Origin of the sequence: Janthinobacterium sp. (genome assembly GCF_031995485.1) — a bacterium.
Taxonomy (GTDB): domain Bacteria; phylum Pseudomonadota; class Gammaproteobacteria; order Burkholderiales; family Burkholderiaceae_D; genus Janthinobacterium.
On the sequence record NZ_DAMAGB010000056.1, the window covers coordinates 24,094 to 43,469 of the forward strand.

16 protein-coding genes are annotated in these 19,376 nt (G+C 65.9%); 6 read left to right on the forward strand and 10 right to left on the reverse strand.

Annotated elements, in window-relative coordinates:
• Positions 1-27 precede the first annotated feature (27 nt).
• The 3 genes from xylB (at position 28) to RTQ46_RS23905 (ending at position 5,283) form a co-directional block, all read left to right on the forward strand.
• Positions 28-1,503: a xylulokinase gene (xylB, locus tag RTQ46_RS23895; protein ID WP_312440090.1), complete on the forward strand. Its 1,476-nt coding sequence runs from the start codon at positions 28-30 to the stop codon at positions 1,501-1,503.
• A 193-nt stretch (positions 1,504-1,696) separates the two neighbouring features.
• Positions 1,697-3,322 (forward strand): methyl-accepting chemotaxis protein, encoded by a 1,626-nt coding sequence (locus RTQ46_RS23900; protein ID WP_312440091.1) that lies wholly within the window; start codon positions 1,697-1,699, stop codon positions 3,320-3,322.
• A 152-nt stretch (positions 3,323-3,474) separates the two neighbouring features.
• Complete coding sequence (locus tag RTQ46_RS23905) at positions 3,475-5,283, forward strand: EAL domain-containing protein (RefSeq protein WP_312440092.1); 1,809 nt, start codon at positions 3,475-3,477, stop codon at positions 5,281-5,283.
• On the opposite strand, the gene RTQ46_RS23910 is transcribed toward RTQ46_RS23905, so the two are convergent.
• The 7 genes from RTQ46_RS23910 to RTQ46_RS23940 all read right to left on the reverse strand — a co-directional run bounded on the left by RTQ46_RS23910 (position 5,271) and on the right by RTQ46_RS23940 (position 12,340).
• A complete protein-coding gene (locus tag RTQ46_RS23910; protein WP_312440093.1) occupies positions 5,271-7,727 on the reverse strand; it encodes a TonB-dependent siderophore receptor in 2,457 nt (818 codons plus the stop codon). The two genes, RTQ46_RS23905 and RTQ46_RS23910, sit on opposite strands and share 13 nt — an antisense overlap.
• Positions 7,728-7,807: 80 nt before the next feature.
• The gene (locus tag RTQ46_RS23915) at positions 7,808-8,785 is read right to left on the reverse strand and encodes a FecR domain-containing protein (RefSeq protein ID WP_312440094.1); all 978 of its coding nucleotides are present in this window, start codon (positions 8,783-8,785) and stop codon (positions 7,808-7,810) included.
• Positions 8,782-9,270: a sigma-70 family RNA polymerase sigma factor gene (locus RTQ46_RS23920; RefSeq protein ID WP_312440095.1), complete on the reverse strand. Its 489-nt coding sequence runs from the start codon at positions 9,268-9,270 to the stop codon at positions 8,782-8,784. Before RTQ46_RS23920 ends, RTQ46_RS23915 begins: the two co-directional genes overlap by 4 nt.
• Entirely contained in the window at positions 9,270-9,626 is a 357-nt protein-coding gene (locus RTQ46_RS23925; RefSeq protein ID WP_312440096.1) for a DUF3325 domain-containing protein, read from the reverse strand. Before RTQ46_RS23925 ends, RTQ46_RS23920 begins: the two co-directional genes overlap by 1 nt.
• Positions 9,623-11,254, reverse strand: a complete 1,632-nt coding sequence (locus RTQ46_RS23930; RefSeq protein WP_312440097.1) for a PepSY-associated TM helix domain-containing protein — start codon at positions 11,252-11,254, stop codon at positions 9,623-9,625. The genes RTQ46_RS23925 and RTQ46_RS23930 overlap by 4 nt, the downstream gene beginning before the upstream one ends.
• The gene (locus tag RTQ46_RS23935) at positions 11,251-11,589 is read right to left on the reverse strand and encodes a DUF3649 domain-containing protein (protein ID WP_312440098.1); all 339 of its coding nucleotides are present in this window, start codon (positions 11,587-11,589) and stop codon (positions 11,251-11,253) included. The genes RTQ46_RS23930 and RTQ46_RS23935 overlap by 4 nt, the downstream gene beginning before the upstream one ends.
• A gap of 4 nt (positions 11,590-11,593) precedes the next feature.
• Positions 11,594-12,340: a DUF4198 domain-containing protein gene (locus tag RTQ46_RS23940; RefSeq protein ID WP_312440099.1), complete on the reverse strand. Its 747-nt coding sequence runs from the start codon at positions 12,338-12,340 to the stop codon at positions 11,594-11,596.
• A 330-nt stretch (positions 12,341-12,670) separates the two neighbouring features.
• Here RTQ46_RS23940 and RTQ46_RS23945 point away from each other — a divergent pair, with 330 nt between their 5' ends.
• Positions 12,671-14,302 carry an alpha-D-glucose phosphate-specific phosphoglucomutase gene (locus RTQ46_RS23945; protein ID WP_312440100.1) on the forward strand — a complete coding sequence of 544 codons (1,632 nt, stop codon included), beginning with the start codon at positions 12,671-12,673 and terminating at the stop codon, positions 14,300-14,302.
• A 174-nt stretch (positions 14,303-14,476) separates the two neighbouring features.
• On the opposite strand, the gene RTQ46_RS23950 is transcribed toward RTQ46_RS23945, so the two are convergent.
• Both RTQ46_RS23950 and RTQ46_RS23955 read right to left on the reverse strand, forming a co-directional pair.
• Positions 14,477-16,051, reverse strand: a complete 1,575-nt coding sequence (locus tag RTQ46_RS23950) for an oligopeptide:H+ symporter (RefSeq protein ID WP_312440101.1) — start codon at positions 16,049-16,051, stop codon at positions 14,477-14,479.
• 81 nt (positions 16,052-16,132) lie between these two features.
• The gene (locus RTQ46_RS23955; protein ID WP_312440102.1) at positions 16,133-16,690 is read right to left on the reverse strand and encodes a GNAT family N-acetyltransferase; all 558 of its coding nucleotides are present in this window, start codon (positions 16,688-16,690) and stop codon (positions 16,133-16,135) included.
• Positions 16,691-16,789: 99 nt separating this feature from the next.
• Between RTQ46_RS23955 and RTQ46_RS23960 the strand changes: the two genes are divergently transcribed.
• The gene (locus RTQ46_RS23960; RefSeq protein WP_312440103.1) at positions 16,790-17,314 is read left to right on the forward strand and encodes a PadR family transcriptional regulator; all 525 of its coding nucleotides are present in this window, start codon (positions 16,790-16,792) and stop codon (positions 17,312-17,314) included.
• Entirely contained in the window at positions 17,311-18,558 is a 1,248-nt protein-coding gene (locus RTQ46_RS23965) for an MFS transporter (protein WP_312440104.1), read from the forward strand. The genes RTQ46_RS23960 and RTQ46_RS23965 overlap by 4 nt, the downstream gene beginning before the upstream one ends.
• Here the strand turns inward: RTQ46_RS23965 and RTQ46_RS23970 are convergent.
• A complete protein-coding gene (locus tag RTQ46_RS23970) occupies positions 18,555-19,013 on the reverse strand; it encodes a hypothetical protein (RefSeq protein WP_312440105.1) in 459 nt (152 codons plus the stop codon). The two genes, RTQ46_RS23965 and RTQ46_RS23970, sit on opposite strands and share 4 nt — an antisense overlap.
• Between the last annotated feature and the right edge of the window lie 363 nt (positions 19,014-19,376).

Below are 19,376 nucleotides of genomic sequence, written 5' to 3' on the forward strand. Positions count from 1 at the left end.
GTTTTTAACCTTCTTACCTGGAACTACATGACTTATCTCGGTATCGATATCGGCACTTCCGAAGTCAAGGCCATCCTCACCGATGACGCGCAAACCATCCTCGCCAGCAGCGGCGTGGCGCTGCGCGTGTCGAGCCCCCATCCGGGCTGGTCGGAGCAGAATCCCGAGGACTGGTGGCACGCCACGCTGGACGTGATCGCGGCCATCCGCGCCGCCCAGCCGGTGGCGTTTTCCGGCCTGCGCGGCATCGCCCTGTCGGGCCAGATGCATGGCGCCACCCTGCTCGACAAGCAGCAGCACGTGCTGCGCGCGGCCGTGTTATGGAACGACACGCGCTCGTTTGCCGAATGCGTGGAGCTCGAAGCGCTGGTGCCGGAATCGCGCGCCATCACGGGCAACCAGGCCATGCCGGGTTTTACGGCGCCCAAGCTGCTATGGCTGCAGAAATACGAGCCGGCGCTGTTTCGCGCCACCGCCACCGTGCTGCTGCCCAAGGATTATGTGGCGCTGCGCCTGACGGGCGAGTGCGTATCCGACATGTCCGACGCATCCGGTACCTTGTGGCTGGACGTGGCCAAACGCGACTGGTCCGAGCGCATGCTGGCGGCGACCGGTCTGACGCGCGAACACATGCCGCGCCTGGTCGAAGGCAGCGCACCGGCCGCCCAGGTACGCGCCTCGCTGTGCCAGGAATGGGGCATCGCGCATCCGGTCATCCTGGCCGGCGGCGCCGGCGACAATGCGGCGGCGGCAGTCGGCCTGGGCGTGGTCGAACCGGGTGCGGGCCTGCTGTCGCTGGGCACCTCGGGCGTGCTGTTTGCCGGCAGCGACGGCTATGCGCCCAATCCCGGCCAGGGCGTGCACGCGTTCTGCCACTGCCTGCCCGAGCGCTGGCACCAGATGAGCGTGATCCTCAGCGCGGCATCGAGCCTTGCCTGGGTGGCGCAGCTGACGCAATCGAGCGACATCGGCGAGCTGGCCAATTTGGCCGAACAGGTCGACGCGCGCAAGGCGCCGATCTTTTTGCCTTACCTGAGCGGCGAGCGCACGCCGCACAACGACGCCACCGCGCGCGGCGTGTTCTTCGGTTTGTCGACGGAGCACGGCCGCGCCGACCTGGCGTATGCGGCGATGGAGGGCGTGGCGTTTGCCATGGCCGACGGCAACGCGGCGCTGCGCAGCGCCGGCACGCACCTGACGGAAGCGTCGTTCGTCGGCGGCGGCTCGCGCAGCCGCTTCTGGGCGCAATTGTGCGCCAGCGCCTCGGGCCTGAACGTGCTGCGCCACGACCACGGCGTGGCGGGCGGCACCATGGGCGCGGCGCGCCTGGCGCAGATGGCCGTTACCGGTTTGCCGCCGTCCGAAGTGTGCACGCGCCCGGCGGTACAGGAGAGCATCGCACCGCAAAGCTCGGGTGTGCTCGACGATCGCCTGGCGCGCTACCGCCGCCTGTATCCGCTGCTGCGCGAGGAGTTTGCAGGAGCGACGGCAGCGGCGCGTTAATTGCCTGACTGTCCATGTTGTGATGAAAAAGGCATGGCTATCCAGTCAATCTTGCTCTGTAATTTGTTGTTTCTTTGTTGAAAGACGTACGGCTGAGCAAGCCCTGCTTGGTGTTTGACAAGGCGAGCCGCATCATTTGTGTGTCCGGCGAGAATGCGATAGTTTTTTCTCACGGTCATACAAAGGAAAACACATGCAGCTTGCCAACCTGAAAATCTCCGCCCGCCTGGCCTTGCTCGGCGCCTTTTTCTTTCTTGCGCTGGTCATCGTCGGCCTGCGCGGCTGGAGCGCGCTCGACGCCGCCAGCGCGCGCAGCGCGCATGCCATGCAGCGCTCGGTCGCCCTGACCGAAGCGATCGACACGGCGCGCAGCGCCCAGGTCGAATTCAAGATCCAGGTACAGGAATGGAAAAACATCCTGCTGCGCGGCGGCGATGCGGCCGCCTTCCAGCGCTACCGCGAGGCGTTTGTCGCCAGCGGCGCGCAGACGCGCAAGGAACTCAAACAGCTGCAGGCGCTGATGACCGGCCTGCAGCTCGATGCGGCAGCGGTGGAGCGCGCCGTGCAGGCGCATGACGCGCTGGGCGTCGCCTATCTGGCGGCGCTGCAACAATACGATGGCGCGCGCGCCGGCAGCGCGCAGGCCGTCGATGCGCAGGTCAAGGGCATGGACCGCGAGCCGACGCGCCAGATCGACGCCATCGTGGCCGCCATCGGCAAGCAGTCGCACAGCCTGATGACGCAGATGACGGAGCAGGACGAGGCCGCGCACCACAGCGCCACGCTGGCCATGCTGTTGACGGTGCTGGTGACGCTGCTGATCGGCAGCGTCACCGTCTGGTGGCTGGTGCGCAGCATTACGCGTCCGCTGTCCGCGGCAGTCGGCATTGCGCGCCAGGTGGCGGCGGGCGACCTGCGCGCCGTGGTAGCCGACAGCGGCCGCAATGAAATCGGCGACCTGCTGCGCGCCCTGAAAACCATGAGCGCCAACTTGGCGGCTATCGTCGGGCGCGTGCGCGACGGCACCGAGGCGATTGCCACGGCGTCGAGCGAAATTGCCAGCGGCAACATGGACCTGTCCTCGCGCACCGAAGAGCAGGCCAGTTCGCTGGAACAGACGGCCGCCTCGATGATCGAGCTGACCACCACCGTGCGGCAGAACCACGACAACGCGGACCAGGCGCGCCAGCTGGCCGGCAGCGCCTCGAATGTGGCGCAGCGCGGCGGCGCGACGGTGGCGCAGATGGTGCAGACCATGGGCACCATCAACGCGTCGTCGAAACGCATCGTCGATATTATCGGCGTAATCGACGGCATCGCCTTCCAGACCAATATCCTGGCCCTGAATGCGGCCGTCGAGGCGGCGCGCGCGGGCGAGCAGGGACGCGGTTTTGCGGTAGTGGCCACCGAGGTGCGCAGCCTCGCGCACAGGTCGAGCGAAGCGGCGCGCGAGATCAAGCAGCTGATCGGCGACTCGGTGCGCACGGTGGCAGCGGGCAGTGTGCTGGCCGGCCAGGCCGGGCAGACGATGGATGAGGTGGTGGCCAGCGTACAGCGCGTGAACGCCATCATCGACGAGATTGCGTTGGCCAGCGTCGAGCAGCGCGACGGCATCGAACAGATCAGCATGGCCGTCAGCCAGATGGATGGCGTGACACAGCAGAATGCGGCGCTGGTGGAGCAGGCTGCTGCTGCGGCCGACGCCTTGCAGCAGCAGGCGGCCAGCCTGGCCGACGCCGTCAGTATTTTCAAACTGCATGCGGCACCTGCCGCAGCATCGCCGGACACGCGCACGGCCTGGCTGGCGGCCCCGGTATAAACCCGAGACCGGGGGCGCGCTTGACACCAGTCAAACGCGCCCCGAACAGGCAAAAAGCCGTCGCGGATTCTTATATTATTTCCTTTCAGCATCTTTTGCAGACTGCGATAAAGGAAAGCCGTGATCTCTCAACCGTGTTCTTGTGGTGATGCATGACGGCGCTGCTGCTGGCGCTGTGCGCGCTGCTGGCCCTGTCGCTGGTGCTGCTGTTCCTGGCGCAGTGGCAGGCGCTGTGCCGCTGGCGCGGCCGCCATGCGGCAGGCCAGGCGCAGCTGGCGCAACAGGCGCCAATGCTGGCGCTGCTGCAGGCGCTGCCGGCCGCCGTGATCGGCACCGACCGCCATGGCATGGTGCGGTATCTCAATGCGCGCGCGCTGGCCCTGGGCGGCGTGCCGCCGCCGCATGGCGTGGGCGCCAGCGTGTCGCAGCTGCTGCCGCTGTTCCATGACGGCGCCGCCATCGACGCGGCGCGCCAGGTGCATGACTGCGTGGCGCAGCAGGAAGTGGTGGAAGTGGCGCGCGGCGCGGTGCTGCTGCGCGAAGTCGATGGCAAGCGCATCGACGTGCATTTCAGCTGCGCGCCGCTGGCGCACGATGGCGCGGTACTGGTGCTGCACGATGTGTCGGCGCGCCGCCGCGCCGAGCAGCAGCTCGAATTCATCGCCCACCACGACGGCCTGACCGGGCTGCCGAACCGCCTGCATTTCCAGATCCGCTTCGAGCACGGCATCGCCTATGCGCGCCGCCACCAGGGGCTGCTGGGGGTGCTGTTTGTCGACATCGACCGCTTCAAGGCCATCAACGACGGTCTGGGCCACGACGTGGGCGACCAGGTGCTGGCCGAGTTTGCGCGCCGGGTGCAGCAGTGCGTGCGCAAGGTCGACACGGTGGCGCGCCAGGGCGGCGATGAATTCATCATCCTGCTGACCGAACTGCATCACGCGCACGATGCCGAGCGCGTGGCCGAGAAAATCATTGCCGCCGTCGCATCGCCATTCGTCATTGGCCAGTACAGCCTGTCGGTGGCGGCCAGCGTCGGCCTGGCGCTGTATCCGGACGACGATGACGATGTCGATGGCCTGATCGAAAAGGCCGATCTCGCCATGTATGCGGCCAAGCGCCGCGCGCCCGGCAGCTGCCTGCGCTACGCGCCGCGCATGCAGACGCAATCGTATTCGCGCACCATCCTGGAAACGGCGCTGCGCCACGCACTGGAACGCAATGAATTCATGCTGCACTACCAGCCGCGCATGGACCTGGCCACGCGCGCCATCACGGGCGTGAAAGCGCTGCTGCGCTGGAAGCATCCGGAGCTGGGCCTGGTGATGCCGCTCGATTTTCTGCCGGTGCTGGAGGAAAGCGCGCTGATCCTGCCGGTGGGCGCCTGGGTGCTGGCCACGGCCGTCGAGCAGGCGCGGCACTGGATCGCGCAGGGACACCGCCTGACGGTGACGGTGAGCCTGTCGGCGCGCCAGTTCTACCAGCGCGATATCGCACGCAACGTCGGCGCCGCGCTGGCGGCGGCGGGCGTGCCGGGGTCCTGCATCGAGCTGGAAATCGCGGCCGGCACCCTGATCGACCACAGCCACGATGGCGTAGCCATCCTGCGCCAGTTCCGCCAGCTGGGCATGGCGATTTGCATCAGCGACTTCGGCACCGGCGACGGTCCGCTGCATTCCCTGCATCGTTTTCCGGTCGATGCCGTCAAGATTGAAAAGTGCTTCATCGACGAACTGGGCGAATCGGCCGATGACGGCGCCATGGTGCGCGCCATGGTGGCGATGGCCCACACCCTGAAGCTGCGCGCGATCGCCGGCGGCGTGGAAAGCGCGCGCCAGCTCGAACTGCTGGCGGACATGGGCTGCGATGCGGCGTTTGGCTACCATCTGGGCCGCGCCACGGCGCCCGATGGCGTCGAGGCGCTGCTCGGCGCATATTGTGCGCAGGCTCAGAACTTGTAGCGCAGCGACAGCATGGCGTTGCGCGGGTCGCCATGGTAGCCGCCCATGCCGGTCGAGTAGTAGCGCTTGTCGAACACGTTGTTGACGTTGACGGTCGCCACCAGGCGCGGATCGAACTGGTATTGCGCCATCAGGCCGGCCACCGCGTAGGCTTGCTGGGTGAAGCGCTCGCCGTTCGGGCCGCGGTCGTCCATGTAGATGTTGCTCTGCCAGTTCACGCCGGCGCCCAGCGTCAATCCTGGCACGCCGTGCGACAGGCGATAGGTGGTCCACAGCTTGGCCATGGCCTGCGGCTGGCTGGTCTGGATGCGTTCGCCGGCGGCGTTGCGGATGCGGCTGTAGGCATAGCTGGCCGTCAGCTGCCAGTCCGGGCGCAGCTGGCCCGACACTTCCGCTTCGATACCGCGCGTGGTGGCGCCCTTCACCGTGTGATAGGCGTACGAGCCGCCGCCGGTGCCGATGATCCAGATATTGCCCGGATCGGCTTCGGCCAGGTTTTCCTGGCGCAGCTGGAATACCGAGGCGCTGGTGCTCAGGGCGCCGTTGAAAAATTCGCCCTTCGCGCCGGCCTCGTAGTTCTTGCCTTCCAGCGGCGGCAGGAAGCGGCTGTTGACGTCGCGCTGGCTTTGCGGCGTGAAGATGCTGGTGTAGCTGGCGTAGGCGGACCAGTGCCGGCCCAGGTCGTAGACCAGGCCCGCATACGGCGTGATCTTGCCGCTTTCGCGCATCGCGTCGTACAGGTCGGTGTCGGCATCGTAGTCGCTGCGGATATCGCGCTTCCAGTACGACAGGCGCGCGCCGAGGATCACCGACAGCGCGTCCGTCGGACGCAGGCGCAGCGTCGAATACAGGCCGCTTTCGCGCTCCTTGTCGTACGAGGTGCCCATGCGCGTGCCGCGATAGTCGGGTACCGGCATGGCGCCATTCCAGGCATTGATGTCGGGGATGCTGTAGTCGTAGCCGTCGAGGCGCCAGCCCGGATAGATCGGGCTGTTGGTCTCAAGTTCGGAGGTGCTCACGCCGAATACCAGTTCGTGCTGGCGGCCGAAGGCCTGGAACGGTCCGCTGACGTAGGCGTCGAGCGCGGTTTGCTGCGGCTTGCTGTGCCAGTTGGCCAGCCACAGCTTCAGGTTGGCGCCGCTGACGCGGTCCGCATAGCCGTTGCCGGCAAAGCCCTGCAGCGCATCGTACTGATTGCTGCTGCGGCTGACGGCCAGCTTGGCGATCCAGTCGTTGTCGAAATAATGGTCGAGCGTGGCGAACAGCATGGTCTGTTCGCGGTCATACGTGCTCCACGCCGCGGTGCCGTTCATCGAACGCTTGAAGCGGGTCAGCGTACCGTCGCTGTAAAAGACGGGAAACTCGCGGCCGGCGCCGTCCAGCTTTTCCTTCTGGTAGTTTACGCCCGCGCTCAATACGGTGGACGGCGACAGATCGGCTTCGGCGATCGCATACAGCACGTCTTTTTTCTGGCGGTAGCGCTCGATGAAGGAGTGCTGGTCTTCGTGTGCCGCCACCACGCGTGCGCGCACACTGCCGTCCTGGTTCAGCGGCGTCGAAATGTCGCCGTCGATGCGGTAGCGGTCCCACGAGCCGGCCTGCACGCCGGCCGACGCGGCAAACGTGCGGCCGGGGCGCTTGCGCACCAGGTTGACGGCGGCCGACGGGCTGCCCGTGCCGCTGATCAAACCGGTGGCGCCGCGGATGATTTCGACGCGGTCGTAGATGGCAGCATCATAGGTGCGCGCTTCGAGGTTCTTGCTGGCCGGGATGCCGTCGACCATGTAGGACGTCACTTCGAAGCCGCGCGAGAACACCTGGTCGTATTCGCGCGTGCTCGACGAGCGGTCGACCGTGATGCCGGGCGACTGCACCAGCACCTCCTGCAAGGTGCGCAGGCCCTGGTCTTCGATCTGCTGGCGCGTGATGACGCTGACGGCCTGCGGCGTCTCGCGCAGCGACAGGTTCAGTCGCGTGGCGCTGGTCAGGCCCGCGTAGCTGCGCTTGCCTTCGGTGGTGCCGTCGCGCAGCGCGCTGGAGCTGACGGCCACTTCGCCTAGGGTGGCGGCGATCGGTGCGCCAGGCGTGCCGGTGGCTGCGGCGCTTTTGCGCAGCACATAGCTGTTTGCCGCGCCGGGCACCGCTTCCAGCCCGGTGCCGGCCAGCAGCTGCGCCAGCGCCTGCGGCACCGTGTAGCTGCCCTGCAGGCCAGGCGAGCGCACGCCCTGCAGCAGTTCGGCCGCGGCGCCCACGCTGACCCTGGCGTTGATGGCAAAGGCGGCGATCGCGGCGGACAGCTCGCCGGCCGGCACGCTGTACTCTGCCGATGGAGTGCTGCCCTGTGTTTCGGCCGCCATGGCCGGCGCATGCGCCAGCGACAGCAGCAGCAAGGCGCCGCCTACGGCGCGTGCGAGGGGAGTGCGGTGCGGATGATGCAGATGCATGATGGTGACTTTCCAGTGTAGTGAAGTGACGGACATCCACAGGACAGGCAACTCATGAAAAAGGGGCCAGAAACAACAGGTTATTTTTTTGCTGCGGCGATGGTGACCCAATAGCGGCTGCGGTACAGCACATCGACCGGCAGCATGCGCGCCAGGTTGTCCAGCACAGTGTCGGTATCGTCCAGGCGGAAAGCGCCGCTCAGGCGCAGGCCCGCCACCTCCGGTTCGACGCGCAGCAGGCCGGGGCGGTAGCGCGCCAGTTCGGCGGCAAACGTGTCGAGCCGCATGTCCTGTGCCATCAGCATGCCCTGCGTCCAGGCGTCGGCTTGCGGCTTTGCCGTCACTGGCAGGCTGGCATGATCGGCGTCGAAGCGGCTTTGCCAGCCGGCTTCGACCCGGCGCACGGTGGCCGAAGGTGCGCGCGGCGCGATCTGCACTGCGTGTTCCAGCACCGTTACATTGCTTCCTGCGTCGTCCACGCGCACGATAAAGCGCGTGCCGAGCGCGCGGATGCGGCCATGCCGGGTAGCGACGATGAATGGGCGATTGCCCGCATGGTCGGGCCGCGTTTCCACCAGCAATACGCCGCGCCGCAGTATCAGCAGGCGCTCGTTGCGGGTATAGGCCACGTCGACGGCGCTGTCGGTATCGAGCAGCAGGCGGCCGCCATCGGGCAGGGACAGCGCGCGGCGCTGGCCGATGGCGCTGCTGTAATCTGCCAGCATGTCCTGCCGGTACAGCATCCAGGCGGCCGGCACCGTCATCAGCGCCAGCAGCGCCTGCATGGCGGCGCGGCGTTGCGGACGGCGCAGCACGGGCGCGGCCATGCCGGGCGGCAGCAGGGCCGCCGCATGTTCCAGCTGGCCGCTGACCTGCTGCACCTTGTGCCAGGCGCGCAGGTGTTCGGGGTCGCGCGCGCGCCAGCGTGCGCTGGCCGCCAGCTCGTCCGGCGTGGCCTGGCCCGACTGTTCGATCAAAAACCATTCGACGGCCTGGCGTGCGATCTGGCGCGACAGGGGAGTTGGTATCGGTGGGGTTGGCAGGTTGGCCGTATTCATGCCAGCAGCACGCATTCGGTCAGCGCCTCGGCCATGTAGCGCTTGACGGAGCGCTCGCCGATGCCGAGCCGCGCGGCGATGTCCGCATAGGTATGGCCCTCGATCTGCGCCATGATGAAGACGGCGCGCACCTTTGGTTTGAGTCCGTCGAGCATGGCGTCAACCGCTTGCAGCGACTGCAGCATCTCGGCCTGCTGCTGGGCCGAGGGCACCTGCTGTTCGGGCATGGCAGCGAGCACATCGAGCCAGGCGCGTTCCAGCGACTGGCGCCGCAGATGATTGATCAGCAGGTGTTTGGCGACAGTCGCCAGGTAGGCCCGGGGCGCGCGCAGGGCCGGCGTTTGCGGCGCGGCGGGCGCGCCGGCCAGCAGCCGCGCAAAGGTGTCCTGCGTCAGGTCGGCCGCATCGAAGGCATTGCCGAGACGCCGTTGCAGCCAGTGCGCCAGCCAGCGGTGATAGGCGGCATAGCAGCTTTCCAGCTGCATTACAGCACGGCCAGCATCACCGCTGCCAATGCCGCGGCGGCACCCACCACGCGCGCCAGGCGCATGGCCTGGTGCGGCGCATATGGCAGCAGCCAGATCAGCAGCAGGCCGCAGCCGGTCAGGCTGCCGATCCAGAACACGGTGCCGTAGCCGGCGCCGGCGATATGCATGGCCCAGGCCAGGCCGAACGCCAGCGCCAGCCATCCGCCCCACTGCAGGCGGCGGCGCAGCTGCGGTGGCGGCTCCGCGCCGCGGCCGTGCAGGTCGGCGTAGTGGCGGTCCATCGCCAGGCACAGGCAGGACAGGCCCGCATACGAGAGGGCGAAAACAAGGAAGTTGGACAGCAGCTCCATCATGCGGCTCCCGGCAGCGTGGTGTTGGTATTGGCAGGTTCGGCGGCTGGTGCTGCCTTTTTCGCTTTCGACGGCAGCGGCTTGAGCTTGTACGCCGCGTAGGCCAGCAGCAGGCCCAGTGACAGCACCACCAGGTCGAAGGCGGCCACCGGCACCGGGCCACGGCCCAGCAACAGCGTCACGCCCAGGTGCGAATCGGTGGTAAACACGTTCAGCAGCGGCAGGCCGGCCAGCAGGATCGCGCCGGCCGTCAGCTCGATGCGCCACATGGCGCGCGTCGGGCGCAGCTGCGCGACGATGGCGGCCAGCGCCCAGGCGCCGAAGAAGCAGGCGATTTCCTCTTTCGGACGCTCTTCCATCACCACCGGCAGCAGGCGGTTGGCCCAGAAGTAGGCGCCAAAGGCGATCGGGATGCCGGCGATGGCGCCGATATTGAGCGCTTCGACCAGGCGCAGCCCGAAGCTGGCGCGCTTGCCGGCGGCCAGCGCCTTGGCCTGTTTCTGGCGCGTCTTGACGGCCCACAGCAGGGCGCCGGTCGCGACCATCGCGCAGCCGGCCAGGCCGCACAGGAAGAACAGCGCGCGCAGCAGCGGCGCGCTGAAGTGCGACACATGCAGGCCGATCATCACGCCTTGCGTGGCGGCGGCGCCCGGGACCACTTCGCCATTCGACGACAGCAGCTTGCCGGTCACGCCGTCAAAATCCATCGACGGCTGGCGGGTCGACATGTCGCGCCCCGACGCGCGCGAGAGGCTGATGATGGCATTGGCGTCGCCGGGAGCGTTGACGGAAATGCGTTCGACCTTGCCGCCCCATTGCTGTTCGGCCTGGCGCACCAGCGGCGCGAACGCCGTCAGCGGCGCGGCCACGCCGGCGGCCTTGCGCTCTTCCGCGCGCGGGAACGCTTCGGAGAAAAACGCATCCTTGTCGCCCTTGTAGGCAGCGGTGGCGCCGGACGGCATGTACAGGAACATCAATGTGACCAGGCCGGTATACGTGATCATCAGGTGGAAGGGCAGCGCCAGCACGGCCGTCACATTGTGCGCATCGAGCCACGAGCGCTGGCCCTTCTTGGGACGGAAGGTAAACAGGTCCTTGAAGATGCGCTTGTGCGTGATGATGCCGCTGATGATGGACACCAGCATGAACATGGCGCAGAAGCCGACGATCCAGCGGGCCCAGATGGCCGACATGTAGTGCAGGTCGAAATGCAGGCGGTACAGGAATTCGCCGCCGCGCGTCTCGCGGGGCTTGGACAGCACCTCGCCGGTGGCCGGATCGGCTTGCTCGCTGTGGAAATTGCCGCGCCGTCCTTTCTTTTTTTCGCCCGGCTTCGACGGCTTGCTCCAGCCCAGCTGGGTGGCCGGATTGCGTTCGTCGGGCAGGGTGATGAACCAGCGCGTGGCGCCGGCCGCGCGCTCGGTCATCGCGGCCTGGGCGGCGGTGGCTGCCACTACGCTGCTGACCGGGTTGGCCGCGGCGGCGTGCAGTTCGGGCTGCATCCACAGCGTGATTTCGCTGCGGTAGTAGCTGGCCGTGCCGCCGCAAAATACCAGCAGCAGCACCCAGCACACCAGCAGGCCCGACCAGGTGTGCAGCCATGCCATCGACTGGCGGAAACCTTCTTTCATGCGAGACTCCAGGACAAGGCGCCCATCGCTTGCAGGATGGCGGCAATCGCGACGCTCGGGATCAACAGGCCCAGCCAGGCGCGCAGGGCCGTACCGGTGGCGAAGACCCACAGCACGGCGCAGGTGTAGATGGTAAACGACAGCAAGGTGGCCGTCATGACGGCTTCGGAGCGCGCCATCGGCAGGCTCACCGACAGCAGCATGGTGACCAGCGCCGCCAGCACATAGCCGCCGACAATCGCGGCCACGCCGCGCGAGGCAACACCCAGGCGATACATCGCCCCGGCGGACAGCCGCAGGCGCGGCATTCTGAAAGTGGTGGCAGGCGCTTGCATGGTGTTAGCCGTGATCTTTGCTAGGCGGCACGGCAGGCGCGGCCGGCAATGGCGCCACGCCTTGCGCCTGCACCAGGCTCAGGGTGGTGACGAAACTTGCGTTGTCATATTTCTTGCCATCGCGCTCGCCGCCGGTCTTGTCTTCGTGATGCACTTCCAGCACGTAGCTGCCTTTCCACGGCAGCGGGAAGCTGACCAGGCCCTGCTCGTCGCTGTACGCTTCGCGCATCCAGCCCGATTGCACCACGGCGCCGACCTTGGCTTTCGGCAGCGGTTTGCCCTGGTAGGTGACCTTGAACTGGCCCGGCGTGCCGGTCGGCAGCAGGTCCAGCGTCAGGGCCGGCGCCTGGGCGCTATGGTCGGCAACGATGCGTGCGGCCGGGGTCCAGATCGAGAACAGCACCTTGCCATCTTTCTTGCTTTCCCAGCCCGGATAGCCGGTTTCCTCGACGATGATGGTTTCGCCAGGAGCGACTTTGCCGTTCAGCACGAAGGCGCTGGCGGTCTTGCTGGCCTGCAGCGGCTTCTTGTTGCCAGCGGAAATCCAGGTAACGTTTTTCAGGGTGAACTTGTCGAGCAGGCCAGGCGACGCTTCGCGCAGGTTGTCGCCGAACTCGCCAAAATAGATGCTGGCGGCCTTGTCGTTCTGTTCCAGCCAGATCTGATGGGCACCGGCCGCGCCGGACAGCAGGGAGCCGGCCATGAGGGCAGTAGCGAGAACGGAGAGGCGTGCGATGGAAGCAATGGTCATGGTGTATCCCTTTTGTTTAGTTGTTATGGTGGTTGGGCGAGCGAATACCGGCAGAGAGGCAAGCTGGCAAGGCATCATCGGATCATCTGGCGCAGGGGCAGGGCATGAGTCCTGTCAAAATCTGAATGTAAATGAGAACGATTCTTATTGTATTGCGGCGTTGCAGCCCGTGCAAGCGATGAATGTTGCAATTGCATACTGTTTTTGCAGCAATCTGCCTGGTAGCGGAAAGATCAGCGGTCCTGTGCGACCTGTTGCACGGTGACAGTCGTGCGGCGCTTTGCCCGCATCGCCGGTTCGGCTACCATGGCGCATCAATATGGAGGCAAAATGGCAATTCAAATCATCAATACCGCGCCCATCGCCGGCCAGCAGCCGGGCACGTCGGGCCTGCGCAAGAAAGTCGGCGTGTTCAGCGAACCGCAATACCTGGAAAATTTCGTGCAAAGCGTGTTCGGCACGCTCGGCGACTGCCATGGCCAGACGCTGGTGCTGGGCGGCGACGGGCGCTATTACAACCGCACCGCGATCCAGACGGTATTGCGCATGGCGGCCGCACATGGCTACGCGCGCGTGCTGCTGGGGCAGGGCGGCATCCTGTCGACGCCGGCCGTCAGCTGCGTGATCCGCAAGCGCGGCGCCAGCGGCGGCCTGATCCTGTCGGCCAGCCATAATCCGGGCGGTCCGGACGGCGACTTCGGCATCAAGTACAACATCGCCAACGGCGGCCCGGCGCCTGAAAAAATCACCGACGCCATCTTCGCGCGCACCAAAGAACTCACCGAATACCGCATCAGCGACGCGGCCGACATCGACCTCGATGCCCTGGGCGAAGTGCGCATCGAGCAGATGGTGGTGGAAGTGATCGATCCGGTGGCGGACTACGCGGAGCTGATGCAGGAACTGTTCGACTTCGACGCCATCCGCGCCCTGTTCGCGGGCGGGCTGCGCATCTGCTTTGACGGCATGCATGCGGTGTCCGGGCCGTACGCCACGGCCATCCTGGAAGACCGGCTGGGTGCGCCAAAAGGCAGCGTCATCAACGGCCTGCCGCTGGAAGACTTCGGCGGCGGCCATCCGGACCCGAACCCGGTCAACGCGGCCGAACTGATTGCGCGCATGGCCGCAGACGATGCGCCCGACTTCGGCGCCGCGTCCGATGGCGACGGCGACCGCAACATGATCGTCGGACGCCGTTTCGACGTCACTCCCTCGGACAGCCTGGCGATCCTGGCCGCGCACGCCACGGTCGCGCCCGGCTACCGCGCCGGCCTGAAAGGGATCGCCCGCTCGATGCCGACCTCGGGTGCGGCCGACCGCGTGGCTGCCGCGCTGGGCATCCCGAGCTTCGAGACGCCGACCGGCTGGAAGTTTTTCGGCAACCTGCTTGACGCCGGCATGGCCACCCTGTGTGGCGAAGAAAGCTATGGCACCGGCTCGAACCATGTGCGTGAAAAGGATGGTCTGTGGGCCGTGCTGTTCTGGCTTAACCTGCTGGCAGCGAAAAAACAGTCGGTGGAAGAGATCGTGCGCGCGCACTGGGCCACCTATGGCCGCAACTATTATTCGCGCCACGATTACGAAGGCATCGACAGCGCCGCCGCCACGCAGCTGATGGACGCCGTGCGCGCCCAGCTGGCCGGCTTGCCGGGACAGCAGCTGGGGCAGTACACAGTCTCGCTGGCCGACGACTTCAGCTATACCGATCCGGTCGACGGTTCCGTGTCGCACAAGCAGGGCTTGCGCATCATCATGACGGACGGCTCGCGCATCGTGCTGCGCCTGTCCGGCACCGGTACCGAGGGGGCCACCCTGCGCTTGTACCTGGAGCGCTATGAAGCCGACCCGGCGCAGCACGATATCCCGACCCAGCAAGCGCTGGCGGGGCTGATCGCGATTGCCGAACAACTGGCGCAGATCAGGCAGCGTACGGGACGCGATGCGCCGACGGTAACGACGTAAAGGACGCGCAGGTCGGATTGGCGTGGCACCGCCGCGCATAATCCGATGACATTGTCAGCAGCGTTGTCGGATTACGCCCTTCGGGCTAATCCGACCTGCTTGCGATGTAAAAATGCGCTCGTAGGTCGGGTTAGCCGCCAGGCGTAACCCGACAATCGGCGCCGCATGCAAGGCTTACATCTTGCCCGGCACCACCGCCTTGCGGTAATTGTCGACCATCTTGTAGCGCTTGGCATACAGGCCGAAGGCCAGCATGGCCACCGCGGCAAAGGCGGCAAAGAAGAACATCTGGAAGGCGGTGACGCTGATGCCGCTCTCGGCGATCTTGCCGATCACGCCTTCGTTCATCACGCTGCGGTTGACGATCAGCACCCACAGGTTGCCCACCGTGGTCGACAGGTTCCAGAAGCTCATGATGGCGCCCTTCATCGAGACGGGTGCCTGGCTGTAGGCAAACTCCAGGCCGGTGGCCGATACCAGCACTTCGCCGAACGTCAGCAGCGCATACGGCAGGATCTGCCACATGATGGAGACGGCGCTGCCGCTGTCGAGCGCCAGCTGCAACAGGCCGATCACGATCCAGGCCAGCGAGGAAAAGCCGATGCCGGCCGTCATGCGGCGCAGCGCGGTCGCTTCCCAGCCGAAGCGGTTCAGCATCGGGTACAGCACCAGGTTGTTGAACGGAATGAGCAGCATCACCAGCATCGGATTGAGCGCCTGCATCTGCGCCGGCAGGAACCAGCTCGGTTTTTCCATGGTGTTGGCCTGCACGATCCAGGTCGAGGCCTTCTGGTCGAACAGCGAGAAGAACGGCGTGACCAGCGCGAAGATGACGAGGATGCGCAATACCGCGCGCACGCCTTCGACCGCTTCGTCCGGGTGGATGCCGCGCGCGCGTTCGAGCTGCATGGCGGTGCCGATGCTGCCGAACGCCAGCAGCAGCACCAGCGCGGTACAGGCCGAAATCACGAAGCCCCATTCCGGAATGCTGTAGAACGCATACAGGGCGCCGAGCACGCCGACATAGGCGACGTACAGGCCGGGGCGCGAGCCGCCTTCGACGCGGGCCAGCAGCGCGGTGCGGGCGACGCGGGTAAACGAATCGGGATTCGGCGGCGCCGGCGGCACGTGCACGTATTTTTTGGCGCCCATCCAGAACACGACGGTAGCGGCCAGCATCATCACGCCGGGAATGCCGAACGCGACCGACGGGCCGTAGTCGCGCAGGAACATCGGCATCAGCAAGGACGCGAAGAACGAGCCGAAGTTGATGATCCAGTAGAACATGTCGAATACCAGCTTGGCCTTGTGCTTGTTGGTCTGGTCGAACTGGTCGCCGACAAACGAAGCCACCAGCGGCTTGATGCCGCCGGAGCCGAAAGCGATCAGGAACAGGCCGAAATAGAAGCCGTTGACGCTGTCCTCGAAGATGGCCAGGCAGGCATGGCCGGCGCAATACACGAGGCTGAGCCAGAAGATGGTGTTGTATTTTCCGAAGAAGCGGTCGGCCAGCCAGCCGCCCAGCAGCGGGAAGAAATACACGCCGATGACAAAGGTGTGGAACACATGCTTGGCTTCGCCCGTACGCTGGTCGATCGGGATCATCAGCAACAGCGTGCTGATCAGGAACGGCGTCAGAATATTGCGCATGCCATAAAAGCTGAAGCGTTCGCAGCCTTCGTTGGCGATGATGTACGGAATCTGCCGGGGCATCTTGCCCGTGGCGGTTTGTGTCTCGGCCGTTGACATTGGCTCTCCCAGGTGATTTTTTATAAGCCGCGATGCTAAGGCCTGCCGCGTTTGCTGGCAACAGAAAAAACGGCCTTTGCCCTATTTCGCAGGAATTTGTAAGGTATTGATTTTCATAAAGACATTGCTTTCAGCACCCGCTATAGCCGGGCGCGGCAGCAGCAACTGCAGGTGCAGCATCGTGTCCTGCCGGGCCTCGCCGGACAACACGAAACCGCAGTCCAGGTACAGCGTCAGCGCCGCCTGGTTGTCGTGCGCCACGGCCAGCCGCACAGTAGCCAGTTCCGGGATGGCGCAGGCATGCCCGATGGCGGCCTGCACCAGTTGCCGGCCCAGCCCCTGGCCGCGCGCGTGCGGGGCCACATACACGCCCCACAGGCTGGCCTTGTCATGCACCACGGCGATCGGTTCGCGGCGCAGGCCGGCCATGGCAATCAACTGCGTATCGTCGAAAATTCCGAATATTCTTTGGAGTGGCGTGGGCTGCAGGCGCTGGCGCATCTGCGCCAGCGGCAAGCTGCTTTCCAGCGCGTAGGTGGTGCAGAAGGCGGCCGGCAGTTCGGCGATGCCGGCCAGGCGCAGCACGCGGTAGGCGGGCGCATCGTCGGGAGTGAGAGAGCGGACTGGATGGATGGGCATGACGATGAGTATCGGGCGTTGCTGGCGGAAAGTAAACCTTGCGCTATGGCCGCCGTTTTAATAAGATATATCTTATTGCGATATATCTTAAGGTCGGCCATGTCTCCCTTGCTGCATCCATACCCTGTACTGGCGGCCCAGGCCTGCGATGACGGCGGCGCCGGCGCCAGCGCGCGCGGCCCGAAAATGTTTGATGCCGGCACTTTGCGCTACCTGGTGCTGCAACTGATCGCCGACAAGCCGCGCCACGGCTACGACATCATCAAGGCAATTGCCCAGCGCGCCGGCGGCGCTTATGCGCCGAGTCCGGGCGCCATCTATCCGCTGATGCGCGGCCTGGCAGGGCAGGGTCACGTGGCCGTTACGCTGGACGGCAACAAGAAGCTGCACAGCATTACGCCTGAAGGGCTGGCGTTCCTGGACGCCAATCGCGCCTATGTCGACGCCATCACCGCACGCGTGGTCAGGCCTGCCGGCAACGATGATGATCTGCGCCACCTGATGCATGAACTGAAAACGGTGGTGATCACGCGCGCGCATGCGGGGGAAAGCGGGCAGGCCAGGCTGGACGCGATTCGCGCCATCCTGCGCCAGGCGCGGCGCGATATCGAGGAGCTGGCATGACGGCCACTGTCCATCCCGCGCCCCTGCTCGATCCGCTGCGCGAACGCTGGATGCTGTGGCTGCTGGCGCTGACGCAATTTACGGTCATCATGGATTTCATGGTGATGATGCCGCTGGCGCCGCAGCTGATGCAGGCGTTCAATATCGGTCCGGCGGCGGTTTCCGGCGCCGTTTCGGCCTATGCCTGGTGCGCGGGACTGTCCGGCTTGCTGGCAGCCACCTATATCGACCGTTTCGATCGCAAGAGCCTGCTGCTGACCATGTTCTGCCTGTTTACCGTGTCCAACCTGGCCTGCGCGCTGGCGCCGAATTTTCATGTGCTGCTGTGGTCGCGCGCGTTTGCCGGCCTGACCGGCGGCGTGCTGGGCGCGATCGTGATGGCCATTATCGGCGACGTGATACCAGGCGAGCGGCGCGGCGCGGCCACCGGTGTCGTCATGACCTCGTTTGCCATGGCGGCCGTCGGCGGCGTGCCGGTCGGCGTGGTGCTGGCCGCGCATTTCGGCTGGGCTTCGCCGTTCTTCCTGCTGGTGGTGTTGTCACTCTTGATCTGGCTGGGCGCGGCGCGCGTGCTGCCGTCGCTGACCGCCCACCTGGCCAACACGCCCACGCCGCTGCGCCAGGTGCTGCCGAACCTGCTGGCGCTGTTTCGCGAACCGCGCCATGTGCAGGCGTTTGTTTTATCTGTGGTCAATATGGCGGCGGGCATGCTGCTGATTCCGTTTATCTCGCCGATGCTGGTCGCTAACCAGGGCCTGGCCCCGCTCGACGTGACCTGGGTCTACCTGGCAGGCGGCTGCGCCACGCTGGTGACGGCGCGCATGGTGGGGCGCTGGGCCGACCGTGCCGGCAAGCAGACCGTGTACCGCTGGATGGCGCTGTTTTCCATCGTGCCGATGCTGCTCGTTACGCATCTGCCGCAGCTGCCACTGCTGGCGCTGATGCTGGTGTTTCCGCTGTTTATGGTGTTCGTATCGGGCCGCACCATCCCGTTGCAGGCGCTGCTGACGACGATACCCGCGCCGCAGCAGCGCGGCGCATTCCTCAGCGCCAACTCGGCGCTGCAAAGCGTGGGCAATGGCCTCGGTGCCTGGCTGGGCGGGCTGACCCTGCATACCGATGCGGCCGGCCATATCAGCGGCTATGGCATCAATGGCTGGATCGCGGCCGGCCTGTCGCTGCTGACGGTGTGGTGGGCGTCGCGCGTGAGTGGCATGGCGCCAGCGCTGCCGGCGAAAGTCTAGTTGCCGACGCGCTCCATGGGCTTGCTTTCCTTGCGCCAGCGTTCCAGGCTCATGTAGTCGCCGTTGACGATATCTTCGACCAGGATGCGCTTGCCGTCGGGCGTGACCAGGAAACTCTCCCAGCGGTGCGCCGCGTCCGGCGCGTTTTCAAAAAAACTCAGCTGAAAATAGGCCTGGCCATCGACCAGGCGCTGCTCCGGGTCGGACTCCATCACGGCGCCATGCGAGCGACCGCCCGAGGCTTTTTCGATATGCGCCGACCAGGCCTTGATTTCCGGCAGCGCCATCAGCGCATCGACCGCCCTGTCTTCGGGCTGCGCCCCGGGCGCCTGCTGCGTCGCCGGCGTACCCGCTGGCGGGTTATACACGTAGTATGCGCCCAGTCCGGCGGCCAGCAGGCCCGCCAGGATGCCGGCGGTAATGGCGGTTTTGGAAGACGAAGCGCGTGGCGGCATGATGGCAGGCAGGAGTGGAGGATGGCGGCCATCGTAAAGCAAAACCGGGGTGGCGGCAATCGGCGCCACCCACATCGATCCCGCGTAGGTCGGATTAGGCGAAGCCGTAATCCGACAACATGGTTGGCGTCACGGGTGATGCCATACTCATTGTGTACAGACGAAAAAAAGCCACCTTCCGTGGAAGGTGGCTCTCGGGGCTGCCGCTGATGCACGAACAGCTTTTGGCCTGTCCGTCATGCCGCGGCATATGCGGCCCGGCGACGCCGTCGCCTGCGCGCCGGGCCGCAGGACATTACATCATGCCGTCCATGCCACCCATGCCGCCCATGCCACCCATGCCGCCGCCCATGCCGCCGCCTG

Coding starts and splice junctions, on each gene's coding strand:
- RTQ46_RS23920 (WP_312440095.1), bottom strand. CDS start 9,270: ATGCAGCTGGAAAGCTGCTATGCCGCCTATCACCGCTGGCTGGCGCAC.
- RTQ46_RS23970 (WP_312440105.1), bottom strand. CDS start 19,013: ATGCCGCCACGCGCTTCGTCTTCCAAAACCGCCATTACCGCCGGCATC.
- RTQ46_RS23955 (WP_312440102.1), bottom strand. CDS start 16,690: ATGCCCATCCATCCAGTCCGCTCTCTCACTCCCGACGATGCGCCCGCC.
- xylB (WP_312440090.1), top strand. CDS start 28: ATGACTTATCTCGGTATCGATATCGGCACTTCCGAAGTCAAGGCCATC.
- RTQ46_RS23930 (WP_312440097.1), bottom strand. CDS start 11,254: ATGAAAGAAGGTTTCCGCCAGTCGATGGCATGGCTGCACACCTGGTCG.
- RTQ46_RS23900 (WP_312440091.1), top strand. CDS start 1,697: ATGCAGCTTGCCAACCTGAAAATCTCCGCCCGCCTGGCCTTGCTCGGC.
- RTQ46_RS23940 (WP_312440099.1), bottom strand. CDS start 12,340: ATGACCATTGCTTCCATCGCACGCCTCTCCGTTCTCGCTACTGCCCTC.
- RTQ46_RS23965 (WP_312440104.1), top strand. CDS start 17,311: ATGACGGCCACTGTCCATCCCGCGCCCCTGCTCGATCCGCTGCGCGAA.
- RTQ46_RS23945 (WP_312440100.1), top strand. CDS start 12,671: ATGGCAATTCAAATCATCAATACCGCGCCCATCGCCGGCCAGCAGCCG.
- RTQ46_RS23905 (WP_312440092.1), top strand. CDS start 3,475: ATGACGGCGCTGCTGCTGGCGCTGTGCGCGCTGCTGGCCCTGTCGCTG.
- RTQ46_RS23925 (WP_312440096.1), bottom strand. CDS start 9,626: ATGATGGAGCTGCTGTCCAACTTCCTTGTTTTCGCCCTCTCGTATGCG.
- RTQ46_RS23935 (WP_312440098.1), bottom strand. CDS start 11,589: ATGCAAGCGCCTGCCACCACTTTCAGAATGCCGCGCCTGCGGCTGTCC.
- RTQ46_RS23950 (WP_312440101.1), bottom strand. CDS start 16,051: ATGTCAACGGCCGAGACACAAACCGCCACGGGCAAGATGCCCCGGCAG.
- RTQ46_RS23910 (WP_312440093.1), bottom strand. CDS start 7,727: ATGCATCTGCATCATCCGCACCGCACTCCCCTCGCACGCGCCGTAGGC.
- RTQ46_RS23915 (WP_312440094.1), bottom strand. CDS start 8,785: ATGAATACGGCCAACCTGCCAACCCCACCGATACCAACTCCCCTGTCG.
- RTQ46_RS23960 (WP_312440103.1), top strand. CDS start 16,790: ATGTCTCCCTTGCTGCATCCATACCCTGTACTGGCGGCCCAGGCCTGC.